The sequence below is a fragment of the Citrobacter sp. H12-3-2 genome (assembly GCF_009649895.1).
GTDB lineage: Bacteria > Pseudomonadota > Gammaproteobacteria > Enterobacterales > Enterobacteriaceae > Citrobacter > Citrobacter portucalensis.
Genome location: NZ_CP045837.1, coordinates 2,994,706 through 3,017,242 on the forward strand (window position 1 = coordinate 2,994,706; position 22,537 = coordinate 3,017,242).

Here is a 22,537-nt window from a genome sequence, read left to right on the forward strand (position 1 = left end):
CTTATACTAGAAACGAACCAGCGCGGAGCCCCAGGTGAATCCACCCCCGAAGGCTTCAAGCAATATCAACTGCCCAGCTTTAATACGCCCGTCGCGGACGGCTTCGTCCAGCGCGCACGGTACGGAGGCAGCAGAGGTATTACCATGTCTGTCGAGCGTCACGACAACATTATCCATCGACATACCCAGCTTTTTAGCTGTCGCGCTGATAATGCGCAGGTTAGCCTGATGCGGCACCAGCCAGTCCAGCGCAGAACGGTCGAGATTATTGGCTTCCAGCGTTTCATCAACGATGTGCGCAAGCTCGGTCACCGCGACTTTAAATACTTCGTTACCCGCCATCGTCAGGTGGATCGGGTTTTCCGGGTTCACGCGATCGGCGTTAGGCAGCGTCAACAGTTCGCCGTAGCGACCGTCAGCGTGCAGATGCGTGGAGAGAATGCCTGGCTCTTCTGATGCGCTCAGTACAACCGCACCAGCCCCATCACCGAAAATGATGATCGTTCCGCGATCGGTTGGATCGCAGGTACGGGCCAGGACATCGGAGCCAACGACCAGAGCATGCTTAACTGCGCCAGATTTAACGTACTGGTCGGCAACGCTCAGGGCGTAAGTGAAGCCAGCACAAGCGGCTGCAACGTCAAACGCCGGACAGCCTTTGATCCCCAGCATACTTTGGATCTGGCACGCCGCGCTTGGAAATGCGTGAGTGGATGATGTGGTAGCAACCACAATCAGACCAATTTGTTCTTTGTCGATGCCCGCCATTTCAATCGCACGGTTTGCGGCGGCAAAGCCCATCGTCGCAACTGTTTCATTTGGCGCTGCAATATGGCGTTCACGGATACCTGTACGAGTGACGATCCACTCATCAGATGTCTCAACCATTTTTTCCAAATCGGCGTTAGTACGCACTTGTTCAGGCAGATAGCTGCCAGTACCAATAATCTTCGTATACATGTACGCTCAGTCACTTTTTGGTTATATACCGCTACGAGCAAATCGCTGATACGTTGGCCACATTCACAAACGCACCGTTATCTGTGTGCTCGTGATTTTGCACTTTCGCCACCGTCCAGCAGTTCGAATCCAGCTGGGTATACAGATTCCAGGCGAGCGGCAATTCGCTGAGGAACTTGTCGCTGCACCGCCTGCACTGCCTGTTCAATCGCGACTTCAAATGCTCGCTGATTGGCCGCACCATGACTCTTAATCACCGTGCCGCGCAATCCTAACAGACAGGCGCCATTATACTGGTCGGGGTTGAGGTGACTAAATCGCCTTGTCAGGCTTTTTTGTAACCAACGTTTTAATAACAGAAGCCACCACGACCGTTTTTTGCCCTCACCCTGAGATTTCAGCAGTGAAAGGAACATTCTGACAACACCTTCCATCGTCTTTAATGTGACATTACCTGTAAAACCGTCACAGACCAACACATCGGTTTTGCCAGTCAGTAACTCATTGGCTTCAAGATAGCCGATATAATTAATGGAAGGGATTGTTTTTAGCGCAGCTGAAGCGTCTCGAATACTGTCGAGACCTTTCGTTTCTTCTTCGCCGATGTTGAGTAACGCTACGCGAGGATTGGCAATGCCAACAACCTCTTCTGCCAGCACGGAACCCATGACAGCAAATTGCACCAACATCGTGCTATCACAATCTACGTTGGCGCCCAAATCCAGCACCACCGTTTTGCCCTTTTGCTGATGGGGTAACACCGTCACCAACGCAGGACGCTCAATCCCCTCAAGAGGTTTGAGCAATAACTTCGCAAGTCCCATGAGTGCGCCCGTATTACCGGCGCTGACACAAGCTTGTGCCTGACCTTCTTTCACGAGCTCCAGGGCAACACGCATTGAGCTTCCACGACTGGCGCGAATAGCTTGCGAGGGCCGGGCATCACTGGCAATAACTGACTGAGCAGGGATAATCTGCAGACGCGAACGTTGTTCGAAGTCAGCTTTGGCAAGTAATGGCGTGATTGTATCGGGATCCCCGACTAAAAGAAGTGTGAGTTGCGAATTAGAATTCAGTGCCTGCAATGCTGCAGGCACTGTCACGGTAGGGCCAAAATCTCCCCCCATGACATCTAACGCCAGGGTTAGACGTGTCAAGGTATCGTCGCTGCCCGGTTAGGTGTTTCCCCAGTCACCTGGGGAAAGCCTCACTAAGCTTCATCACGCGTTCACTCTTTGTCTTTCTCACCAGAAGTGGGAAAGCCATTGAGTCATGCGTGATTACTTAGCGATTACCTTACGGCCACGGTAGAAACCGTCGGCAGTGATGTGGTGACGCAGGTGTTGTTCACCAGAAGTTTTGTCTACAGACAGGCTGGTGACTGCGGTCAGAGCGTCATGAGAACGACGCATGCCACGTTTGGAACGGGTTGGTTTATTCTGTTGTACGGCCATGGACCTTACTCCTCAATTACTTACGCTTTAAGCTGGCTAATACGGCAAATGGGTTTGGTTTTTGCGCTTCATCAGGCAATTCGCCAAAGACCATGTCCGCCTCGGACACTTCACAGTGTTCAGAATCATGCACCGGAACTACCGGCAAGGAGAGGATAATCTCATCTTCAACCATTGCAAGCAGATCGATTTCACCGAATTCGTTAACCTCAATCGGCTCATACGCTTCCGGGAGTGCTTCAGCCTGCTCGTCAGAACGGACAGGACTAAAACAATATGTTGTGTGAACATGAAGTGGGAACGGTTTCCCGCAACGCTGACATTCGAGCGTAACCGATACCTTCGCATCACCGGTTATAACGGCGAGACGCTGGTTATCGATAGCGAACGACATGGAGCATTCCACATCACTGTCCACACTGACTACAGAATCGGCGACGCGCTCAACCAGATCAGAAGTATAGATACCTTCATAATCGAGGCGTTTTTGAGCCGTACGAACCGGATCAAGAGTCAGGGGTAATTTTACCTTTTGCATAGGGCGCGCATATTAACTTTGTAACGTCATATAGTCAAAGAAAAAGGCAGCCTGTGGTTGCCTTTTGCCAATAATTCGCACACATTGCGGGTCATCGACTTAAAATCGCTCAAGACAAGCCACTACAGCCAGCTTGTAGGTCGAAGTCCATAGTTTAAAATGGCTCTCATCAATACGCTATATGCGAGGGAAAAAATATGCCTCAACTTATTCTTGCTTCTACCTCCCCCTGGCGTCGCGCTTTACTCGAAAAACTGGCAATCCCGTTTGAATGCGCTGCGCCAGAGGTTGATGAAACGCCGTTGCCCGGCGAAGCACCACGCCATTTAGTCTTGCGACTGGCGCAGAAAAAAGCGCAATCTCTCGCCCACCGTTACCCATCGCATCTGATTATTGGCTCCGATCAAATTTGTGTTCTTGATGGTGAAATAACCGGCAAACCATTAACTGAAGAAAATGCCCGCCAACAATTACTCAAAGCCCGTGGCAATATTGTGACGTTTTACACCGGACTGGCGCTGTATAATTCTGCGACCGGACATTTACAAACTGAAGTAGAACCTTTTGACGTCCATTTCCGTCATTTAAGCGAGGCGGAAATTGATGATTATCTGCGTAAAGAGCGCCCGCTCCATTGTGCAGGTAGTTTCAAAAGTGAAGGGTTAGGTATTGCACTCTTTGAACGCCTGGAGGGTCGTGACCCAAATACCCTGATCGGTTTGCCGCTTATCGCGTTGTGTCAAATGCTGCGGCGGGAAGAGATGAACCCGTTGAATGCCTGATTGATCTGCCTGATGGCGACGCGATGCGTCTTATCAGGCCTACGGTGCATCACACGATTGTAGGCCTGATAAGCAACGCGCATCAGGCTTTACTGCGTAAAACCTCAAGGCAGCGCTTCAATTGCTTATCCATCGGCGCCTCAATACGCATCACTTCACCCGTTCCCGGATGGGTAAATTTCAACGCTGCGGCGTGCAGGAAAAGTCGATTCAACCCCGTATCCGCCAGTTGCTTATCGAACTCACGGTCACCGTAGCGATCGTCAAAAGCAATTGGATGACCGGCATACTGGGTATGCACACGAATCTGGTGCGTACGTCCGGTCACCGGGCTACAGCGCACAAGCGTGGCAAACGCATAGCGCTCTTCCACTTTAAAACGTGTTTCTGACGGTTTGCCTTCCTGGTTCACCCGCACGATACGCTCGCCGCTTTGCAGAATGTTCTTTAACAGCGGCGCCTGCACTATTTTGACATGCGACTGCCATTGGCCTCGAACCAGCGCGAGATAGTCTTTCTGCATGCCTTTTTCACGCAGTTGTTCATGCAATGAACGCAAGGCTGAGCGCTTTTTAGCCACCAGCAAAACGCCGGAGGTATCCCGGTCGAGGCGATGCACCAGTTCAAGGAAACGCGCTTCAGGTCGCAACGCACGTAATCCTTCTATGACGCCAAAGCTTAACCCGCTTCCGCCATGTACGGCCGTACCTGAAGGTTTGTTAAGCACCAGAATGTGGTCATCTTCATATAAAATGACGTCGGTCAGCGCCGCGACCTTTTGCAGGTTCGGTGAAATGGCCTCTTCTTCACGTTCAGCGACACGCACAGGTGGAATACGCACAATATCCCCGTCTTCGAGTTTGTACTCGGGTTTAATGCGTTTTTTATTCACCCGCACTTCGCCTTTACGCAAAATGCGATAAATCATACTTTTCGGCACGCCCTTAAGCTGGGTGCGCAAAAAGTTATCGATGCGTTGCCCTGCTTCGTCGGCAGTAATGGCAACTGTTTTTACGGCTGGAGTCTCTGTTTTCATGGGGGCCGATTTTAAATAGCCATCAAGATTCGCGCCACACATTTTTCTATGCTTATATTAACTGCTATACCTTATTACTTAAGTTTGACATAGCCGATTTGGTGGTTATTAAAGCAATCACTACGCGGAAGTGAAAAAACTGTGAGTAACCGGGTGATAAATGGCAAAAGTCATCTTGCTATAACAAGGTTAGCAGTGGAATAATGAGGTTGTTTCCGTGTTGAATCTTGTTAAAACAAGAACTTTTCCGGAATGACCCAATTTTGCCCGACCGATCATCAACGCAGCAATGGCGTAAGACGTATTGATCTTTCAGGCAGTTAGCGGGCTGCGGGTTGCAGTCCTTACCGGTAATATGGAAGCTTTTCTGGAGAGTAACACCCAGACTGTTCCCCTGATAATTGCGCTGTGTTTCCGTATGAAATACAGGCAACCGACACTCTGCGCCTCTTTGAGCTGACGATAACCGTGAGGTTGGCGACGCGAATAGACACGAGGCCATCGGTTCACACCCGGAAAGGCATTACTCTGCCCGCAGCTTAGTCGTCAATGTAAGAATAATGAGTAAGTTACGATGAAAAGAATGTTAATTAACGCAACTCAGCAGGAAGAGTTGCGTGTCGCCCTTGTAGATGGGCAACGTCTGTACGATCTGGATATCGAAAGTCCTGGACACGAACAGAAAAAAGCCAACATCTATAAAGGCAAAATTACCCGTATTGAACCGAGTCTGGAAGCTGCTTTTGTTGATTACGGCGCTGAACGTCACGGTTTCCTCCCGTTAAAAGAAATTGCCCGCGAATACTTCCCCGCTAACTACAACTCCCATGGTCGTCCCAACATTAAAGACGTGTTGCGCGAAGGTCAGGAAGTCATCGTTCAGATCGATAAAGAAGAACGCGGCAATAAAGGCGCTGCGCTGACTACCTTTATCAGCCTGGCGGGTAGTTATCTGGTTCTGATGCCGAACAACCCGCGCGCGGGCGGTATCTCCCGTCGCATTGAAGGCGACGACCGTACCGAATTAAAAGAAGCGCTGGCAAGCCTGGAACTGCCTGATGGCATGGGGCTTATCGTGCGTACCGCAGGGGTCGGCAAATCCGCCGAAGCACTGCAGTGGGACCTGAGCTTCCGCCTGAAGCACTGGGAAGCGATTCAAAAAGCCGCTGACAGCCGCCCTGCTCCGTTCCTGATCCACCAGGAAAGCAACGTTATCGTTCGCGCTTTCCGTGACTACTTACGTCAGGACATCGGCGAAATCCTTATCGATAATCCGAAAGTGATGGAGATGGCGCGTCAGCACATCGCCGCACTGGGTCGTCCGGATTTCAGCAGCAAAATCAAACTGTACACCGGTGAAATCCCGCTGTTCAGCCACTATCAGATCGAGTCTCAGATTGAATCCGCGTTCCAGCGCGAAGTGCGCCTGCCGTCCGGCGGCTCAATCGTTATTGACAGCACTGAGGCCCTGACCGCTATCGATATCAACTCCGCGCGTGCAACTCGCGGCGGCGACATCGAAGAAACTGCGTTCAACACTAACCTTGAAGCAGCCGATGAAATTGCCCGTCAGCTACGTCTGCGCGACCTCGGCGGTCTGATTGTAATCGACTTCATTGATATGACGCCGGTTCGCCACCAGCGCGCGGTTGAAAACCGTCTGCGCGAGGCCGTACGCCAGGACAGAGCGCGTATTCAGATCAGCCATATTTCTCGCTTCGGTCTGCTGGAGATGTCTCGTCAGCGTCTGAGCCCGTCTCTGGGTGAATCCAGCCATCACGTGTGCCCGCGCTGTTCCGGCACCGGTACCGTACGTGATAACGAATCACTGTCGCTGTCTATTCTGCGTCTGATCGAAGAAGAAGCACTGAAAGAAAATACGCAAGAAGTTCATGCTATTGTTCCTGTGCCAATCGCCTCTTACCTGCTTAACGAAAAACGTACTGCGGTTAATGCTATCGAAACGCGTCAGAATGGCGTGCGCTGTGTGATCGTGCCAAACGATCAGATGGAAACCCCGCACTATTCTGTGCTGCGCGTACGCAAAGGGGAAGAAACACCGACCCTGAGCTACCTGCTGCCGAAACTGCATGAAGAGGCAATGGCATTGCCGACGGAAGAAGAGTACGTCGAGCGTAAACAGCCTGAGCAACCGGCGCTGGCCACCTTCGCCATGCCAGACGTTCCGCCAGCCCCTGCTCTGCAGGAACCTGCCGCGAAAGCCGCCGCGCCTAAAGCTGCAGCAGCAACCGCAGCCGTTGCCGCACAACCCGGTTTGATTAGCCGTTTCTTTGGCGCACTGAAGTCCATCTTCGGTGGTAGCGAAGAAGTGAAACCGGTTGAACAACCTGCGCCGAAAGCTGAAGAGAAAACCGAACGCCAGCAGGATCGTCGTAAACCGCGTCAGAACAATCGTCGCGACCGTAACGATCGTCGTGATAACCGTGATAATCGCGGTGACCGCGACAACCGTAGCGAACGTTCAGAAAACGGCGAAAACCGTGAAGATAACCGCCGTAATCGTCGTCAGTCCCAGCAGCAAAATGCGGAAGCTCGCGATAACCGCCAGCAAACCACTGATGTTGCAGACAAAGCGAAATCCGGTGATGAACAGCAGGCGCCGCGTCGCGAACGCAACCGCCGTCGTAACGATGACAAGCGTCAGGCTCAGCAGGAAGTTAAAGAGCTGAACCAGGCTGAACAACCTGTGCAGGATACTGAGCAGGAAGAGCGCGTACGTCAGCCTCAAACCCGCCGCAAACAGCGTCAGTTGACTCAGAAAGTTCGTTTCACAGACAGCCCGGCGGTTGAAGCCGAAGTGGCTACTGTTGCTGCAATCGCTGAAACTGCTGTTGCTCAACCAACAGAACAGCCGGTACCGGCACAGCGCACCGAACTGGCGAAAGTTGATCTGCCAGCCGTCGTTGCGACTGAGCAGGAAGACAACAGCGAAGCTCGTGACTCCAACGGTATGCCGCGTCGTTCTCGCCGCTCTCCTCGCCATCTGCGCGTCAGTGGACAGCGTCGTCGTCGTTACCGTGACGAGCGTTATCCGGTTCAGTCGCCGATGCCGTTAACGGTCGCCTGCGCATCTCCTGAATTAGCGTCCGGTAAGGTTTGGATCCGCTACCCTGTTGCACGTCCTCAGGATCAGCAGGTTGAAGAACAGCGTGAACAGGAAATGGTCCAGCAGCAAGCTGCACCTGTCGCCGTAGAACCTCAGGTTGCTGCCGCTGCCGTTGAACACATTGTGGATACCCCTGCGCCGGTTGAAGCCGTGCAACCAGAGGTTGTCGTAGCTGAGCCTCAGGCCGCCGTTGTTGAAACCACACAGGTTGAAACCACGCATCCGGAAGTGATTGCGACCCCGGTCGAGGAACAACCGCAAATTATCGCTGCATCTGATGCGCCCGTAGCAGAAGAAATCGCCGCTGAAGCCGAACCTGTGGTTGACGTTGTGACTGCACCGGTTGCCGAAGAGCCTGCAGAGGTTGTTATTCCCCAGCCAGAAGTGGTTGAAGAGATTACTGAGGTTGTGGAAACAGCGCCAGTTGTTGAAGAAGTTGCAGCGCCGAAAGACGTTGTTGCCGCGCCTGTCGTCAAAACTGAAGTCGTTAAGGCTGAAGTTGTCGCAGCCAGCGCTGATGCTGAACACCTGCACAGCCATGCAACCGCGCCAATGACCCGCGCTCCGGCACCGGAATATGTGCCAGAAGCGCCGCGTCATAGCGACTGGCAGCGTCCGGCATTCGCCTTTGAAGGCAAAGGTGCCGCAGGTGGACATAGCGCAACGCATCAAGCGACTGCGCCAGCAACACGTCCACAGCCTGTTGAGTAAGCCATAATCAATATCAAAGCCGGCCTTCGGGTCGGCTTTTTTATATCTGATCTACGCCTTTCATCCCCGTCAGCTGCGGCATAACATCCTTCATTAGGGCCAGAAACTTGCGTAAGCGGGTCGGATAGTAACGCGCCCACGGATAAACCAAATGTACAGGCAACGGCGCCGCATGCCACTCAGGTAGCAACGCAACCAGACGTCCGTCGGCAATATCCTCCGCCACCATCCAGCTTGAAACAATAGTCACTCCCAACCCCGCCAGCGCGGCATTTCTTGCGACATAAATACTGTCTGTGCTTAATCTGGGTGAAATATTCAGCGTGACTGGCTCATTACGCAATTGGTGCAACAACGAAACGCTATGCTGATAAAACGTGTTCACTGCAATCCAGGGCAGCGCTGATAACTGCTCAGGATGAGAAAGCTCGCCATATTGCTCCAGCAGTCCTGGACTCACCACCATACTACGGGGAACTTCAGCCAGTAAGACGGAAACCGTGGCCGGATCCACCTCAGCACCAACCCTGATCGCGCAATCAATATTATCGCTCAGAAAATCAACGGTTTTGTCGTTGAGCATCCACTCTACTGCCAACTGGGGATAGCGCGAAAGAAACTGCAAAAGTGGCTCAAGTAGTTGTTGTTGCCCGAACGCATGCGGTGCGCGGACTCGCAACGTCCCCACCGGTTCATCTTCTGTGACATTAAGTCCATCTTCCAGCGCCAGCCAGGCATCAATAATCTTCTTAGCATGCTGATAGCCTCTTTCGCCATCGTCGGTCAATTTCATCGCATGCGTGGTACGCATAAGCAGTTTCACACCCAGCAGCGTTTCCAGCGATTGCAGCCGTCGGCTAACGGTCGCCTGCGTCGTCCCTATCTGTTTTGCTGCTGCCGAAAGCGATCCTGCTTCAACAATACGTACAAACGTACGCATCAGCTCCACCCTGTCTATACGCTCATTTTTTATCATTTTCAGTTTCATCATACGTCTGGCGTATAACTGTTTTACCACTGCGCTCGCTACCGCGCCACTCGCTGAAGGATAAAAATAGCCGCACATCCTGTGATTGAGGAATCATTTGTGAACACACATACCGCACTTTCCCGTTGGGTCATTTTTGTTCTGGCAATGGGCGCCGGATTCAGCGTGGCCGCTATCTACTACGCCCAGCCTCTTCTGCCTTTAATGGGTCAGGATCTGGCCTTAAGTCTCACCGGTATGGGGTTGGTCCCGACGCTGACCCAGGCGGGATATGCGTTAGGTATATTGTTTTTATTGCCATTAGGCGATCGTTATGACCGCCGGACATTAATCCTGCTGAAAAGCATCTCTCTTGCCGCGCTGCTGCTGGCCTGTAGCTTTACCGGTCAGTTGCATTCGCTATTACTGGTGAGCCTGCTGATGGGAATGGCGGCAACCATGGCACAAGATATTGTGCCTGCGGCGGCAATACTGGCACCCGAAGGCAAGCAGGGAAAAACGGTGGGCACGGTGATGACGGGCCTTCTGCTGGGGATTTTACTCTCACGTACCGTCAGTGGACTGGTGGGCGAAGCGTTTGGCTGGCGCGAGATGTACCAACTCGCTGCCGTCAGCATTGCCGTAATTACCGCGATTATGTGGAAAGTACTGCCTCGCTTTACGGTCCATTCCACGTTGAGTTATCCATCATTAATGCTCTCAATGGCGCAACTTTGGCAACGATATTCCACCTTGCGCCGCGCAGCACTGGCACAAGGCTTTCTGTCCATTGCTTTTAGCGCCTTCTGGTCTACGCTGGCGGTAATGTTATCTGAGCATTACCACATGGGTAGCGCTATAGCGGGTGCTTTTGGTATCGCGGGGGCAGCCGGAGCGCTTGCCGCACCGATGGCGGGCCATCTTGCCGATAAAGTGGGTGCGGCAAAAGTAACGCAATTGGGTGCTTTGCTGGTAACGGTATCTTTCGCACTGATGTTTTTGTTACCCGCCCTGCCCGTTCAGGGGCAGTGGCTGCTCATCGCCCTTTCGGCGGTAGGTTTTGATCTCGGATTGCAATCCAGCCTGGTTGCTCACCAGAATCTGGTCTATAGCCTGGAGCCTCTGGCACGAGGACGATTGAACGCTCTGCTGTTTACGATGGTGTTTATCGGTATGGCGCTGGGTTCGGTTCTCGGAAGTCAGGTCTACGCCCTGGCAAATTGGGAAGGTGTCGTTGCGTTGGCTACCTTCAGCAGTGCAATTGCGTTGGTCATAAGACTGACGGGGAACCCGTCGCTTAGTAAGACGTCGGTTGCCTAAAAAAATGCCCGCTCCGGGGTGTTAAAGGAGCGGGCAGACAAACATACCCAGTTTCAAGATATGTTTCAAAACGAGGCGTTAACGATTGAGCTGGAACAACGACATTCCCTGCATATCGGTGAACGCTTTATAGGATGCCTGTAGCGCAGCCTGCTGCATGACGTAGGACGAGATCGCGGCGTTCCAGTCGACATCCACCAGATTACTCATCTGCTGAGTTTGGCCCAATGCACGATCGGCACCCAGTGAATCCAGCGAGCTTAATTCACTCAGCTGCGTACCTAATTCTGCACGAACAGACAGGACGTTATTCAACGAGTTTTTCAGGCCACGGCTGGTTTTATCAATGGCAGCAGCGGCTTTGTCTTTTGCCACATCATCACCCGCAATCGGGATTTTGAGCTCTGCAATCGCGCTATCCAGCATTTTAAACAGGTTCTTTTCCTGAGTGCCGCCACCAGGTTCCGGTACAGCGTTGCTGGTCAGGTTGGCGAATACTTTATCGCCAGTATGACCAATCACCATGGTTCGGGAGGCATCGACCTGTTGGGTAACGTTTGTTGTACCGCCGCTGTAAGCGCCATCTGCCTGGGCAAACGGTGCGGATTCTGTTTTATATCCACCGAAAATATAGCGACCATTACCGTCGGTACTGTTTGCCAGGTTCATCAGCTGATCGCGGATCCCCTGCAGGTCGGTGGCCAGCGATGCACGGTCATCATCACTTAACGTTCCGTTCCCGGCATAAACGATTTTTTCCTGTGCAGCCTGAATTGCCGTCGTCACCTGGCTCAGAACATTCTCTTCCAGCGACACCTTTTGCGTCGCGAATGAGCGTGCCAGCGTATATTGGCTGTTCTGCGCCTGAGCCTGAGAGAGTACCACGGCCTGCGAGGCGGCAATCGGATCGTCTGATGGGTTGATCACACGTTTGCCCGTTGACATCTGCTCGCCGAACTTCATCCATTCAGCCTGAGAGTTAGTGATGCCACGCATATTCTGCTGGTACATCATCTGGGTGCTGATACGCATTGTGTCCCTCTCCCTTAGCGGATATTAATCAGTGCATCAAACAACGCATTCGCGGTCTGCAGCACTTGAGCGTTAGCCAGGTAATACTGCTGAAAACGCTGTAAATTACCGTACTCTTCGTCGAGGTTAACGCCGGAAATAGACTGTTGCTGCCGGTAAAGCTGTGTCACCACGTTGTTCTGGGTGGTGGCGCTGGTTTTCAGCGTAGCGGTTTTGTTCCCGACATCGCTTACCAGCGTGGCATATGCATCGTTGAAGGTCTTATTACCGACAGTCGCTTTGGTTTGCAGATCTAACAGTTTCTGACCGTTACGGTTGTCGCTCTTGCCTTTATCGATGGTGGGGTCCGTATCATTTTTAGACACTTGAGCCATGGCGATTTTCGACTCATCAGTCACCATAACTTTCATATCAACGATAGCGTTACTCACGGGTTTTACAGTAAAACTGTCATTAGCTTTCGCGCCAGCATTAACGGTGATTTCCATCCCGTCAAAGGACATTTTTCCACCGGTAACGGTGGCTTTGAAGCTGGTATTATCCGCCAGGCGAGTAACCTGCCAGTCCGTCCCATCAAAAACGATTTTATAATCTGTCGCCTGCACAGCGGAGCTGTCAGTGATCTTAGCGCTTAACGATCCTGTGCCCGTATTTTTCGCGTTGTTGAAGACTTCCGGGCTGCCGATAGCAAAGAAATCCTTACCCTGATCGCCGTTGGCATCAAAACCTTCTTTATGCTGGGCGTTAAATGCACTGGCAAATGCAAGCGCCAGTTGGCCGAGGGTATTACGCGTCTGATCCAGCTCCTGAGAACGGAAGGTGAGCAGTCCGCCCAGTGAACCGGTATTCAGCAGTTTCTCCGGAATTTCAACAGCTCCGGCAACGCCATCAACGTAGGCCACGGTTGTACGATTAGGATCATCGCTGGAAGGCACTGCCGCCAGTTGACGCGCATTGCTGCCCTGCACCAGCGAATAGCCGTTGGCCATGGTCAGGTTGTAAGTGCCACCATCCTGAACGCTGACTTCAACACCGACAATCTGATTCAGTTCACTGACCAGCTGATCGCGCTGGTCAAGCAGGTCGTTAGGAGACGCGCCTGCGCCGACGCCTGTCATACGAGAAATCTGGTCGTTGAGGCTGGCAATTTGTTTCGAATAGTTGTTGATCTGATCAACGCTGGCTTTAATCGCGGTGTTGACCTGCTTATCCTGATCGCGCAGATACTGGTCAGTCGTTTTAAACTGATTTACCAACCCATCAGCTTTACCGATTAGGGCCTGGCGTGCCGCCGGATCTTCGGCGTTGCTGACCAGAGTTTGCAGGCTGGTAAAAAAGTCCTGCATGGAGGTCGAAATAGAACTGGTTTTGCTGGAGAGCAGATTGTCGATTTTTGACATTTGCTCATAACGTGTCGTCAGACCGCTGCTCTGGTTCTGCGCTGCTCGCAACTGGTTAGTGATAAAGGAGTCATATTCACGTTGTACACCAGAAACATAGACACCATTGCCTACCCAGCCCCCCGCACCCAGCGTGCTGTTCGCTTGCGCCATAATTGTCGTCTGTCGGGTATATCCGGCAACGTTATAGCTGGAGATGTTGTTACTGGCAGTATTCAACGCGGCCTGCGCTGCGCTGAGTCCACTCATCGCGTTATTAATCAAGCTGGACATGGAGGTTCCTTGTAATCCTTCAATACTCGTTATTATCGGCAGCAGGTCGGTAGACTTGAGCTATTTAAAAGAGATTATCGATGTTCGTGCTGTAGGTTTTGCTCACTTTTTCACTCATCGATTTCAACTGCTGGATCATGCTGGTTAATTTTCGCGCATAGTTAGGGTCCGTGGCGTAACCCGCATTTTGCAATGCCTGCGCCCCTTGCTCGGCGGTCGCGGCAGCGGTCACTGCCGCATAGCGCGGGTTACGCGATATCAGACCGACATAATCCGACAACGCTTCAAGGTAAGAGCTATAGACGCGGAATCTGGCTTTCACCTTTTTCGCCTCACCGTTCTCATATTCAGTCGTGGTGATTTCAGTGGTTGGACCTTTCCAGCTTCCTGAAGCCTTCACACCAAAAATGTTAAAGCTCGGTTCACCGTTCTCACGGCGAATTTGTCGCTGCCCCCATCCGGATTCCAGCGCCGCCTGTGCCAGAATCAGATGATGCGGGACCCCGCTTTGCTGGCTGGCCAGCTTAGCTGGCAGCGATAGCTGGGCGAGGAAGTCTTTACTGTCACCTGACAGCGGCTCATCATTGCTTTCCGTCGCCCGGGGGATGGCTTTGCGGACCAGTTGCGTCAATGCCTGATTTTGATAGCTGGTCACCGTTTCCAGTGAAAACTTCATCGGCACCTGCGGCGCGTCATCCGCAGGTTGCGCTTGCCCTTCAGTCATCTGCTTGACCATCATTTCAGCCAACCCCAGACCTTTGCCTGCGGTCATTTGCTGCGCAATTTGTTGGTCATACATACTGGTATACAAGCGCGTTGAATCGCTGCTAAACACGCCATCTTTCGGCAGCGCTTCACGCATGCTTTTCAGCATCATCTGCACGAACATCCCTTCAACCTGACGGGCGACCGGACGGATATTCGCCGCCGGGTCCTGGCCCGCTTTCGCTTTCAGTTCGTTCAGTGATTGCGCATCCCAGGCAGCGCTGGTCAACAGTTTGCTGTCACCAATCATTAGATGATTTCCAGTTTGGCGCGTAAGCAACCCGCGCTCTGCATCGATTGCAGAATGGACATCAGATCCATCGGCGTTGCCCCCAGCGCATTCAGCGCACGCACCACATTGTTCAGGTTGGCGCTGGAACGCACGCTTTGCAACGAACCACCGCTCTGGCGCAGGTCAATCTGGGTTTGAGGCGTCACCACGGTTTGTCCACCGCCAAACGGTGTGTCCGGCTGGCTGACGTTCGCCTGGCGGTTTACCGTAATCGACAAGTTGCCTTGTGCCACAGCACAGCTATCCAGCGTCACTTCACGGTTCATGACGACAGATCCGGTGCGCGAGTTGATAATCACTTTCGCATCCTGCGGCGTGACGTTCACCTCAATATTCTGGATATCAGCGAGGAAACGCACCTGCGAGCTGTTGCCACTTGGCACGCGCACCTGAATGGTTCGGGCATCCAACGCTGTTGCGCTACCAAAGCCACGCGAACGGTTGATGGTGTCGGTAATCTGCTGCGCCATCGTGAAATCTTCATTATTGAGCTGCAGATTAATGGTGTTACCACCGCCGAACTGGCTGGGTAATTCACGTTCGATAATCGCGCCGTTGGTAATGCGTCCACCATTGAGCTGGTTAACCTGTACGCTACTGCCACCTGCAGCCGCGCCCGCACCGCCCACCAAAATATTCCCCTGAGCCAAGGCATATACCTGACTATCGACCCCTTTTAACGGGGTCATCAGCAGCGTACCGCCGCGCAGGCTTTTGGCATTCCCCATAGAGGAGACCACTACGTCGATGGTTTGTCCCTGACGACCGAATGCAGGAAACGACGCGGTAACCATCACCGCCGCCACGTTTTTCAGCTGCATATTGGTGCCAGTTGGCACGGTTATCCCCAACTGCGAAAGCATGTTATTGAGCGTTTGCGTCGTAAACGGCGTCTGTGTGGTCTGGTCACCCGTACCATCCAGACCGACTACCAGCCCATAACCTATCAACGAGTTTTCCCGCACGCCCTGAACGCTGGTCAGGTCACGAATACGGTCAGCATGCGCAAAGGTGGTTATCAGCACCAGTACCATTCCAACAAAAGATTTAAACACTGGGTACCTCGCTTACATCGGCGACAAGTTAAGGAAGAAACGCTGCAACCAGCCCATATTCTGCGCTTCATTGATGTAGCCGTTACCGACGTACTCAATACGCGCGTCCGCAACCTGGGTTGACGGTACGGAGTTGCTGCCACTGATGGTGCGCGGGTTAACAACCCCGGAGAAGCGGATGAATTCAGTGCCCTGATTTATAGCGATCTGTTTTTCACCCACGACATGTAAGTTGCCATTCACCAGTACCTGATCGACCGTTACGGTCAGCGTACCGCTGAAGGTATTTCTGGCGTTCGCGCCGCCTTTACCGTTAAAGGAGTTACCGCCGGAGGCTTCTACGTCTGCACGTTCGTTACCGAACAATCCTTCCAGATAGCGCGGTACGGTATCAAAGCCAAAGTTTGTCTTGCCGTCGCGACTGGCGTTCGCCGAAGAGCTTTTGCTCGCGCTGACGTTTTCCTGCAATACGATGGTCAGCGTATCGCCAATATTGCGTGGACGACGATCTTCAAAGAGTGGCTGATAACCATAGTTAATCGGTTGTGCCGACTGGAAGATTGAGCCATTCGCCACCGGCGTTGGACCTGGAACGGGCTGGGCAGACGTTGCGCCCTGCACGAGCGGCGTGGCCGGGATCCAGGCACATCCTGTTAGTGAAACCACCAGCAGGGCTAAAATTGGGTATGGGTGAAGCGCGTATTTTCGCATTGCGGTCATCTTCAAAATCAGTGTGCCGGTGAGGTTTTCACCCCACCGGGCTCCACTTTAGAGTTGCGTCAGTTTTTGCAGCATCTGATCGGTGGTCGATACCGCTTTACTGTTGATTTCGTAAGCGCGCTGAACCTGGATCATGTTTACCAGCTCTTCCGCCACGTTGACGTTAGAGGTTTCAACATAGCCCTGATACAGCAGACCCGCGCCGTTCAGCCCTGGCGTGCTCTCATTCGGCGCACCGGATGACTGCGTTTCGGTGTACAGATTCTCACCAATGCTTTCCAGACCGGTATCGTTCATGAAGGTTGTCAGGTTAAGCTGCCCGACCTGAACAGGCGCCGCCTGCCCCTGTTGGGTCACGCTGACAATACCGTCACGTCCAATGGTGATACTGAGCGAGTTAGCCGGAATGGTGATGGCAGGCTGAACCTGAAAACCACCCGCCGTCACCAACTGGCCGTTCTGATCCACCTGGAAAGAACCGTCGCGGGTATAAGCGGACGTACCATCGGGCAACATGACCTGGAAAAAGCCCTGGCCTTTAATCGCCACATCTTTACTGTTGTTGGTCTGCGACAGGTTACCCTGGCTGTGTAAACGCTCGGTCGCAACCGGACGTACGCCGGTACCAATCTGCAAACCAGACGGCAGTGTGGTCTGTTCAGAAGACTGTGCGCCAGGCTGACGAATCGTCTGGTACAACAGATCTTCAAATACGGCACGTTGGCGCTTAAATCCGTTGGTGCTGACGTTTGCCAGGTTGTTGGCAATCACATCCATGTTTGTTTGCTGCGCATCCAGGCCGGTTTTGGCGATCCATAATGAACTGATCATAAAATGTCCTGTATTAACTCATCGACAGCAGTTGGTTGGCGCGGCCCGCGTTATCATCCACGCTACTGATAATTTTCATCTGCATTTCAAAGCGGCGGGCGTTGGCGATCATGTCGCTCATCGCAGCAACCGGTTTAACGTTACTGCCTTCCAGCACGCCAGACATCACACGGATGCTGGGGTCAGCCTGTAACGTCGCACCACGGGTTGCCTGTGCGGCCTGGGTCAGACGGAACATACCGTCATCGCCACGTTGTACTTCAAGTCCTGTAGCCTTCACCAGCTTCAACCGCCCCACTGGCGCGACCGTATTAGCCGGATCGCCAGGGTTAAGTGCAGAAATGGTCCCGTCCGCCGCAATGGTGACTTCTGAACCTTCCGGTACGGCTATCGGTCCGGCTTCGCCAATTACCGGGTGTCCCTGAATAGTCAGTTCACCCGTAGGGCTTACCTGAATAGCGCCGTTACGGGTATATCCTTCGCTACCGTCTGCGGTCTGCACAGCCAACCAACCATCCTGTTGCAGCGCCACATCCAGCGGGCGGGAGGTATAGTCCATCTGACCGGGCGTCATATCGGCCCCCGGCGTGGAGGCCACGACCAGCGTACGCGTTGGTAAAGACAATCCTTCTACAGGAACCGCGCGCAGTGCATTGAGCTGCGCACGAAACCCTGGCGTGGAGGCGTTTGCCAGGTTGCTGGCCGTCACCGCCTGTTGATTCAGCGTCTGACTGGCCGCGCCCATGGCGGTATAAATTGCGTGATCCATTAAGCCATCCCGTCAGGCGCTTAGCGCAGGTTGACCAGCGTGTTGAGGATCTGATCCTGGGTTTTGATGGTCTGCGCGTTCGACTGATAGTTACGCTGGGCGACAATCATATTCACCAGTTCTTTACTCAAATCCACGTTTGACGCTTCCAGCGCGCCGTTGGTCAGCTTGCCGAAGTTACCTTCGCCTGCGGTACCCAGCAGCGCCACGCCGGAAGACTGAGTCGCCGCCCAGACGTTGTCGCCCTGAGACGCCAGACCTTCGTTGTTGGCAAAGTTTGCCAGCACGATCTGCCCCAGAACCTGTTGCTGTTCGTTGGAGTAGTTACCGACCACCGTACCGTCATTGTTAATCTGGTAGCTCACCAGATCGCCCGGCTTGTAGCCGTTCTGATTCGTGGCAACGATGTTGTTGGCACCGGTGTTCTGCTGCATGGAGTTCAGGAAGCTCAGGGAGAAATTAGCGACATCTGCGCCGTTAATCTGCCCTGTATCGATTCTGATATCCTTTGGCCAGACGGCTGGAGCCGTCGGTGGTACTTCGGCTGCCGTGGCGCTAATCCCTAAAAACACACCGTTTTCGTTAAAGCGCATAAACCCGGCTGATTTTGCAGGATCGCCGGTTGAAGCATCCTGAGTGTGAACTTCCCAGGTATTGCTCTGCGCATTTTTGACATAAAAAATATTCATGTCATGGGCATTACCCTGGCTATCGAAAACGGTAACACTGCCTTTTTTGTTGTAGGAATCGGCATCGCTTGGATTAAACGGGGTCTTGGTTGGCACTTTGTCAGTGGAGTTCAGGTTGACCTGCATTGACGCAGTGGTGGTTGATTTAGCCGCCATCAGCGTATTCGGGATGGTGATCGGCGCCGGGTTCGCACCCTGCTGAACTGTTGGCGGTGTACCGGTAGCCGGATAGCCTGTCAGCTGCAGCCCCTGCATGTTAACGATATTGCGGTTTTCATCGAGCTTGAACTGACCGTTACGGCTGTAGAAAACGGAACCGTTGCTGTCTACCATACGGAAAAAACCGTTCTGGCTGATAGCAACATCCAGACCACGTCCGGTGTTGGTGGTCGTACCGTCGGTAAAGTCCTGAGTAATACCCGCAACTTTAACGCCCAAACCGACTTTCGAACCGGCAAACATATCGGCAAAAGATGCCGTGCCAGATTTAAAACCGTAGGTGGCGGAGTTGGCGATGTTGTTACCAATGACATCGAGGTTGGTCGCTGCAGCGTTCAGACCGCTGACCGCTTGAGAAAAGGCCATGACTTACTCCTGATAAGTGTGAAGGCTTAAATTATCTGCCGTACTTCGTCGAGGGTGGTGGTTCCATAAGTGCCCAGATCCAGCGTATTACCGCCGTTACTGCGAATAACGCCCTGCACCAGCGCAAACTGAAGCGGCTGGGCCACCAGTTGCGTTCCGCCATTACTGGCAGCAATTGACACGTTGTAAGAACCGCTTGGTGCATCCGTGCCATCGGTCATGGTGCCGTCCCAGGTGAAGGTATGAACGCCTGCTTTCAACCCGCCAATGTCAATGGTGCGCACCACTTTGCCGTCTTTATCGGTAATGGTTGCGGTAACCTTATCTGCCGGTTGCTGCAGCTCAATTCCAAATGGTGTTGTCGTGGTTTTGGCACCCTCTTCTGTCCCTTTACCGGTCAGGATGGTGGTACCCGGGATCATGACCCCGTGGCCAATCAGCGTACTGGCCTGCAGCGACTGACTGTTGTCGATCTGCCCGGAGATCGACCCTAACGTGGTGTTCAGCTTCTCAATCCCGCTCACGGTACTGATTTGCGCCAACTGGGTAGTCAGTTCGTTGTTTTGCAGCGGGTTGGTAGGATCCTGGTTTTTCAGTTGTGCAACCAGCAGCGTAAGAAAGCTGCTTTGCAGGTCAGCGGCGTTGCTGCCCGTCAGGGAGCTGTTCCCCGTGGCGGCATTAACCCCCGTCGTGCTCGGGTCATTCATTTTTACAGCAATAGACATGTGCGCCTCCTTTACTGGCCTAGCGTCAACGTTTTAAGCATCAAGCTTTTCACGGTGTTGAGCACTTCGACGTTTGCCTGATAGCTACGTGAGGCAGACATGGTGTTGACCATCTCGCCAACAACGTCCACATTCGGCATTTTTACGTAGCCGTTCGCATCGGCCAGCGGATTACCGGGTTCATAAACCAGCTTATCCGGCGCCTGACTTTCAATGACGTCAGCAACTTTTACGCCACCGGTTGCCGCGCCTGGCGCAGCATCTACCTGAAAAACAACCTGCTTCGCGCGATACGGCTGACCGTCGGGTCCGCTGACGCTATCCGCATTCGCCATGTTGCTGGCCGCGACGTTCAGGCGTTTAGACTGAGCCGTCAGCGCAGAACCTGCGATATCAAAAATATTTAACAGCGCCACGAATTAGTTCCCTCCTTGCAGCACGTTCATCATGCCTTTGATTTGTCCACCCAGCGCCGTCAGCCCCATTTGATATTTGAGGCTGTTGTCTGCAAATTGCGTGCGCTCCCGGTCCATATCTACCGTATTGCCATCAAGAGACGGCTGGTCAGGAATACGGTAGAGCAGCTCCGTAGACGGCGCAGAAACGGTCTGGGCTGGGATGTGTTGTGCAGAGGTCAGCGTCAACGAAACGCCGCCGGTTTCTTCCCGTCCTCGCACCATGACTTTTTTTAATTCACTGGCGAAATCCAGATCGCGCGCCTGGTACCCCGGCGTGTCGGCATTGGCAATGTTGGCCGCCAATATTTCCTGGCGTTGGGCGCGCAAATTCAGCGCTTCCTGTTGAAAACGTAAGGCGGCGTCGAGCTTATCGAGCATATCTCCTCCGCAAATGACAAAATTCAGCCGACAGCTTAAATCCCATTACGCGCGCGTTATCGCCGGAATAAACGCAAAATGCGTCGCTATTTGTTGCGTTGATGACTGCGTCACACAGGTAAAATCCTGCCACTACCTGAAAAAGCGCGAGGTTTTGATGCAAACGTTTAAACGTGGAATAGTCGTGGCAGCACTGCTGTTCAGCCCTATGACGCTGGCACAAGACCTGAATTCGCAGCTAACGGCATGGTTTTCCCAGCGCCTGGCCGGATTTAGCGATGAGGTGGTAGTCACTATCCGAACGTCACCAAACTTATTGCCCAACTGCGAACAACCGGCATTAAGCGTGTCAGGTAGCGCAAAACTGTGGGGCAATGTGAATGTGCTGGCCCGCTGTGCCAACGAAAAACGTTATCTGCAAGTGAACGTGCAGGCGACGGGAAACTACGTTGTTGCCGCTGCATCCGTAGCGCGAGGTAGCACCCTGACCCCAGCCAGCGTAACGCTGAAACGTGGTCGACTGGACCAACTACCGCCGCGCGCGGTGCTGGATATGAGTCAGGTGCAAGATGCAGTGAGCCTGCGCGATCTGGTGCCGGGCCAACCGATACAGCTTTCGATGTTGCGCCAGGCATGGCGGATCAAGGCCGGTCAGCGCGTACTGGTTATTGCCAACGGAGATGGATTTCGGGTCAATGCCGAAGGTAAAGCGCTGAACAACGCCGCTGTCGCACAGAATGCGCGAGTGCGGATGATTTCAGGCCAGGTGGTGAGCGGCGTCGTCGATTCTGATGGGAATATTCTTATTAACCTATAATAGGTTAAAGATTTTTTAGCGTGTGCCGATAGATAAACAACCAATGATTACAGCGGGCCGCTATAGCGTAACCCCTCGATGAGGAAAAATAAAATGAGCATTGATCGTACCTCACCATTGAAGCCAGTAAGCACCGTTCAGCCGCGTGAAACCAGCGATGCGCCGGTACAAAAAGCGCGGAAGGAAAAAACCACCGCGACCACCAGCACCAGCGTCATGCTGAGCGACGCCCAGGCCAAACTGATGCAGCCCGGCAGCAATGACATCAATATGGAACGCGTGGAAGCACTGAAAACCGCAATCCGTAACGGTGAATTGAAAATGGATACCGGAAAAATTGCCGACTCGCTGATTCGCGAGGCGCAGAGCTACCTACAGAGTAAATAAAGTATGACTCGTTTGTCAGAAATACTTGACCAGATGACGACCGTCCTCAATGACCTGAAAACGGTAATGGATGCTGAACAGCAGCAGCTTTCCGCAGGGCATATCAACGGCAGCCAGCTACAGCGTATTACAGAAGAAAAAAGCTCCTTGCTGGCAACCCTTGATTATCTTGAGCAGCAGCGCCGCCTGGAACATGACGCCACGCGCAGCGCCAATGATGAGATTGCTGAACGCTGGCAGACTATCACCAAGAAAACACAGCATTTACGCGACCTCAACCAGCACAACGGTTGGCTGCTGGAAGGGCAGATCGAGCGTAATCAACAAGCAATACAAGTGCTGAAACCGCACCAGGAACCAGCGTTGTATGGCGCAAACGGTCAAACCTCTGCTGCGCACCGCGGCGGGAAAAAATTCTCTATTTGATGTCAGCCTGATAACGTTTTGCTTATCAGGCCTACGCCTT

At 53.0% G+C, this 22,537-nt stretch carries 23 protein-coding genes; 6 read left to right on the plus strand and 17 right to left on the minus strand.

The window, feature by feature from the left end; genetic code table 11:
• Nucleotides 1–6: 6 nt before the first annotated feature.
• The 4 genes from fabH to yceD all read right to left on the minus strand — a co-directional run bounded on the left by fabH (nucleotide 7) and on the right by yceD (nucleotide 2,952).
• Entirely contained in the window at nucleotides 7–960 is a 954-nt protein-coding gene (gene fabH, locus GHC22_RS14360; protein ID WP_003832181.1) for a beta-ketoacyl-ACP synthase III, read from the minus strand.
• Between the two features lie 77 nt (nucleotides 961–1,037).
• Entirely contained in the window at nucleotides 1,038–2,117 is a 1,080-nt protein-coding gene (plsX, locus tag GHC22_RS14365; protein ID WP_153753349.1) for a phosphate acyltransferase PlsX, read from the minus strand.
• Nucleotides 2,118–2,240: 123 nt separating this feature from the next.
• The gene (gene rpmF, locus GHC22_RS14370; RefSeq protein ID WP_003036242.1) at nucleotides 2,241–2,414 is read right to left on the minus strand and encodes a 50S ribosomal protein L32; all 174 of its coding nucleotides are present in this window, start codon (nucleotides 2,412–2,414) and stop codon (nucleotides 2,241–2,243) included.
• A 16-nt stretch (nucleotides 2,415–2,430) separates the two neighbouring features.
• Nucleotides 2,431–2,952, minus strand: a complete 522-nt coding sequence (gene yceD, locus GHC22_RS14375; protein ID WP_003036239.1) for a 23S rRNA accumulation protein YceD — start codon at nucleotides 2,950–2,952, stop codon at nucleotides 2,431–2,433.
• Nucleotides 2,953–3,149: 197 nt separating this feature from the next.
• On the opposite strand from yceD, the gene GHC22_RS14380 reads away from it, so the two are divergent.
• Complete coding sequence (locus GHC22_RS14380; RefSeq protein WP_003832177.1) at nucleotides 3,150–3,734, plus strand: nucleoside triphosphate pyrophosphatase; 585 nt, start codon at nucleotides 3,150–3,152, stop codon at nucleotides 3,732–3,734.
• Between the two features lie 82 nt (nucleotides 3,735–3,816).
• Here GHC22_RS14380 and rluC read toward each other — a convergent pair whose 3' ends face one another.
• Nucleotides 3,817–4,770, minus strand: coding sequence for a 23S rRNA pseudouridine(955/2504/2580) synthase RluC (rluC, locus tag GHC22_RS14385; RefSeq protein WP_172725517.1), 954 nt, complete (start codon nucleotides 4,768–4,770; stop codon nucleotides 3,817–3,819).
• 574 nt (nucleotides 4,771–5,344) lie between these two features.
• On the opposite strand from rluC, the gene rne reads away from it, so the two are divergent.
• Nucleotides 5,345–8,608, plus strand: coding sequence for a ribonuclease E (gene rne, locus GHC22_RS14390; RefSeq protein WP_153753351.1), 3,264 nt, complete (start codon nucleotides 5,345–5,347; stop codon nucleotides 8,606–8,608).
• A gap of 40 nt (nucleotides 8,609–8,648) precedes the next feature.
• Here the strand turns inward: rne and GHC22_RS14395 are convergent, their stop codons facing one another.
• On the minus strand, nucleotides 8,649–9,674 hold the full coding sequence (locus tag GHC22_RS14395; protein WP_153753353.1) for a LysR family transcriptional regulator: 1,026 nt from the start codon (nucleotides 9,672–9,674) through the stop codon (nucleotides 8,649–8,651).
• A gap of 21 nt (nucleotides 9,675–9,695) precedes the next feature.
• On the opposite strand from GHC22_RS14395, the gene GHC22_RS14400 reads away from it, so the two are divergent.
• Entirely contained in the window at nucleotides 9,696–10,895 is a 1,200-nt protein-coding gene (locus GHC22_RS14400; RefSeq protein WP_125363409.1) for an MFS transporter, read from the plus strand.
• Between the two features lie 78 nt (nucleotides 10,896–10,973).
• Here the strand turns inward: GHC22_RS14400 and flgL are convergent, their stop codons facing one another.
• From flgL to flgB, 11 genes are all read right to left on the minus strand, one after another.
• Nucleotides 10,974–11,927, minus strand: coding sequence for a flagellar hook-associated protein FlgL (gene flgL, locus GHC22_RS14405; RefSeq protein ID WP_048235651.1), 954 nt, complete (start codon nucleotides 11,925–11,927; stop codon nucleotides 10,974–10,976).
• Nucleotides 11,928–11,941: 14 nt separating this feature from the next.
• Nucleotides 11,942–13,600 carry a flagellar hook-associated protein FlgK gene (flgK, locus tag GHC22_RS14410; RefSeq protein WP_071444809.1) on the minus strand — a complete coding sequence of 553 codons (1,659 nt, stop codon included), beginning with the start codon at nucleotides 13,598–13,600 and terminating at the stop codon, nucleotides 11,942–11,944.
• 64 nt (nucleotides 13,601–13,664) lie between these two features.
• Complete coding sequence (gene flgJ / locus GHC22_RS14415; protein WP_016152632.1) at nucleotides 13,665–14,615, minus strand: flagellar assembly peptidoglycan hydrolase FlgJ; 951 nt, start codon at nucleotides 14,613–14,615, stop codon at nucleotides 13,665–13,667.
• Complete coding sequence (locus tag GHC22_RS14420; RefSeq protein WP_032934416.1) at nucleotides 14,615–15,691, minus strand: flagellar basal body P-ring protein FlgI; 1,077 nt, start codon at nucleotides 15,689–15,691, stop codon at nucleotides 14,615–14,617. Before GHC22_RS14420 ends, flgJ begins: the two co-directional genes overlap by 1 nt.
• Before the next feature lie 33 nt (nucleotides 15,692–15,724).
• Nucleotides 15,725–16,423: a flagellar basal body L-ring protein FlgH gene (locus GHC22_RS14425; RefSeq protein ID WP_032934415.1), complete on the minus strand. Its 699-nt coding sequence runs from the start codon at nucleotides 16,421–16,423 to the stop codon at nucleotides 15,725–15,727.
• Nucleotides 16,424–16,480: 57 nt separating this feature from the next.
• On the minus strand, nucleotides 16,481–17,263 hold the full coding sequence (gene flgG, locus GHC22_RS14430; protein WP_003036202.1) for a flagellar basal-body rod protein FlgG: 783 nt from the start codon (nucleotides 17,261–17,263) through the stop codon (nucleotides 16,481–16,483).
• A 13-nt stretch (nucleotides 17,264–17,276) separates the two neighbouring features.
• Nucleotides 17,277–18,032 carry a flagellar basal body rod protein FlgF gene (locus GHC22_RS14435; RefSeq protein WP_003832161.1) on the minus strand — a complete coding sequence of 252 codons (756 nt, stop codon included), beginning with the start codon at nucleotides 18,030–18,032 and terminating at the stop codon, nucleotides 17,277–17,279.
• Between the two features lie 20 nt (nucleotides 18,033–18,052).
• Nucleotides 18,053–19,306, minus strand: a complete 1,254-nt coding sequence (gene flgE / locus GHC22_RS14440) for a flagellar hook protein FlgE (protein WP_153753355.1) — start codon at nucleotides 19,304–19,306, stop codon at nucleotides 18,053–18,055.
• Between the two features lie 26 nt (nucleotides 19,307–19,332).
• A complete protein-coding gene (gene flgD / locus GHC22_RS14445; RefSeq protein WP_008784359.1) occupies nucleotides 19,333–20,031 on the minus strand; it encodes a flagellar hook assembly protein FlgD in 699 nt (232 codons plus the stop codon).
• Between the two features lie 11 nt (nucleotides 20,032–20,042).
• Nucleotides 20,043–20,447, minus strand: coding sequence for a flagellar basal body rod protein FlgC (gene flgC, locus GHC22_RS14450; RefSeq protein WP_003036191.1), 405 nt, complete (start codon nucleotides 20,445–20,447; stop codon nucleotides 20,043–20,045).
• A gap of 3 nt (nucleotides 20,448–20,450) precedes the next feature.
• The gene (gene flgB / locus GHC22_RS14455) at nucleotides 20,451–20,867 is read right to left on the minus strand and encodes a flagellar basal body rod protein FlgB (RefSeq protein WP_003036189.1); all 417 of its coding nucleotides are present in this window, start codon (nucleotides 20,865–20,867) and stop codon (nucleotides 20,451–20,453) included.
• Nucleotides 20,868–21,024: 157 nt separating this feature from the next.
• On the opposite strand from flgB, the gene flgA reads away from it, so the two are divergent.
• From flgA to flgN, 3 genes are all read left to right on the plus strand, one after another.
• Nucleotides 21,025–21,684, plus strand: coding sequence for a flagellar basal body P-ring formation chaperone FlgA (gene flgA, locus GHC22_RS14460; protein ID WP_008784358.1), 660 nt, complete (start codon nucleotides 21,025–21,027; stop codon nucleotides 21,682–21,684).
• Nucleotides 21,685–21,777: 93 nt separating this feature from the next.
• Nucleotides 21,778–22,071, plus strand: a complete 294-nt coding sequence (flgM, locus tag GHC22_RS14465; protein WP_032942956.1) for a flagellar biosynthesis anti-sigma factor FlgM — start codon at nucleotides 21,778–21,780, stop codon at nucleotides 22,069–22,071.
• 3 nt (nucleotides 22,072–22,074) lie between these two features.
• The gene (flgN, locus tag GHC22_RS14470; RefSeq protein ID WP_003036178.1) at nucleotides 22,075–22,497 is read left to right on the plus strand and encodes a flagella biosynthesis chaperone FlgN; all 423 of its coding nucleotides are present in this window, start codon (nucleotides 22,075–22,077) and stop codon (nucleotides 22,495–22,497) included.
• The last annotated feature ends 40 nt before the right edge of the window (nucleotides 22,498–22,537 follow it).

Coding starts and splice junctions, on each gene's coding strand:
- fabH (WP_003832181.1), bottom strand. CDS start 960: ATGTATACGAAGATTATTGGTACTGGCAGCTATCTGCCTGAACAAGTG.
- rpmF (WP_003036242.1), bottom strand. CDS start 2,414: ATGGCCGTACAACAGAATAAACCAACCCGTTCCAAACGTGGCATGCGT.
- yceD (WP_003036239.1), bottom strand. CDS start 2,952: ATGCAAAAGGTAAAATTACCCCTGACTCTTGATCCGGTTCGTACGGCT.
- GHC22_RS14380 (WP_003832177.1), top strand. CDS start 3,150: ATGCCTCAACTTATTCTTGCTTCTACCTCCCCCTGGCGTCGCGCTTTA.
- rluC (WP_172725517.1), bottom strand. CDS start 4,770: ATGAAAACAGAGACTCCAGCCGTAAAAACAGTTGCCATTACTGCCGAC.
- rne (WP_153753351.1), top strand. CDS start 5,345: ATGAAAAGAATGTTAATTAACGCAACTCAGCAGGAAGAGTTGCGTGTC.
- GHC22_RS14395 (WP_153753353.1), bottom strand. CDS start 9,674: ATGTGCGGCTATTTTTATCCTTCAGCGAGTGGCGCGGTAGCGAGCGCA.
- flgL (WP_048235651.1), bottom strand. CDS start 11,927: ATGCGTATCAGCACCCAGATGATGTACCAGCAGAATATGCGTGGCATC.
- flgK (WP_071444809.1), bottom strand. CDS start 13,600: ATGTCCAGCTTGATTAATAACGCGATGAGTGGACTCAGCGCAGCGCAG.
- flgJ (WP_016152632.1), bottom strand. CDS start 14,615: ATGATTGGTGACAGCAAACTGTTGACCAGCGCTGCCTGGGATGCGCAA.
- GHC22_RS14420 (WP_032934416.1), bottom strand. CDS start 15,691: ATGGTACTGGTGCTGATAACCACCTTTGCGCATGCTGACCGTATTCGT.
- GHC22_RS14425 (WP_032934415.1), bottom strand. CDS start 16,423: ATGCGAAAATACGCGCTTCACCCATACCCAATTTTAGCCCTGCTGGTG.
- flgG (WP_003036202.1), bottom strand. CDS start 17,263: ATGATCAGTTCATTATGGATCGCCAAAACCGGCCTGGATGCGCAGCAA.
- GHC22_RS14435 (WP_003832161.1), bottom strand. CDS start 18,032: ATGGATCACGCAATTTATACCGCCATGGGCGCGGCCAGTCAGACGCTG.
- flgE (WP_153753355.1), bottom strand. CDS start 19,306: ATGGCCTTTTCTCAAGCGGTCAGCGGTCTGAACGCTGCAGCGACCAAC.
- flgD (WP_008784359.1), bottom strand. CDS start 20,031: ATGTCTATTGCTGTAAAAATGAATGACCCGAGCACGACGGGGGTTAAT.
- flgB (WP_003036189.1), bottom strand. CDS start 20,867: ATGCTCGATAAGCTCGACGCCGCCTTACGTTTTCAACAGGAAGCGCTG.
- flgA (WP_008784358.1), top strand. CDS start 21,025: ATGCAAACGTTTAAACGTGGAATAGTCGTGGCAGCACTGCTGTTCAGC.
- flgM (WP_032942956.1), top strand. CDS start 21,778: ATGAGCATTGATCGTACCTCACCATTGAAGCCAGTAAGCACCGTTCAG.
- flgN (WP_003036178.1), top strand. CDS start 22,075: ATGACTCGTTTGTCAGAAATACTTGACCAGATGACGACCGTCCTCAAT.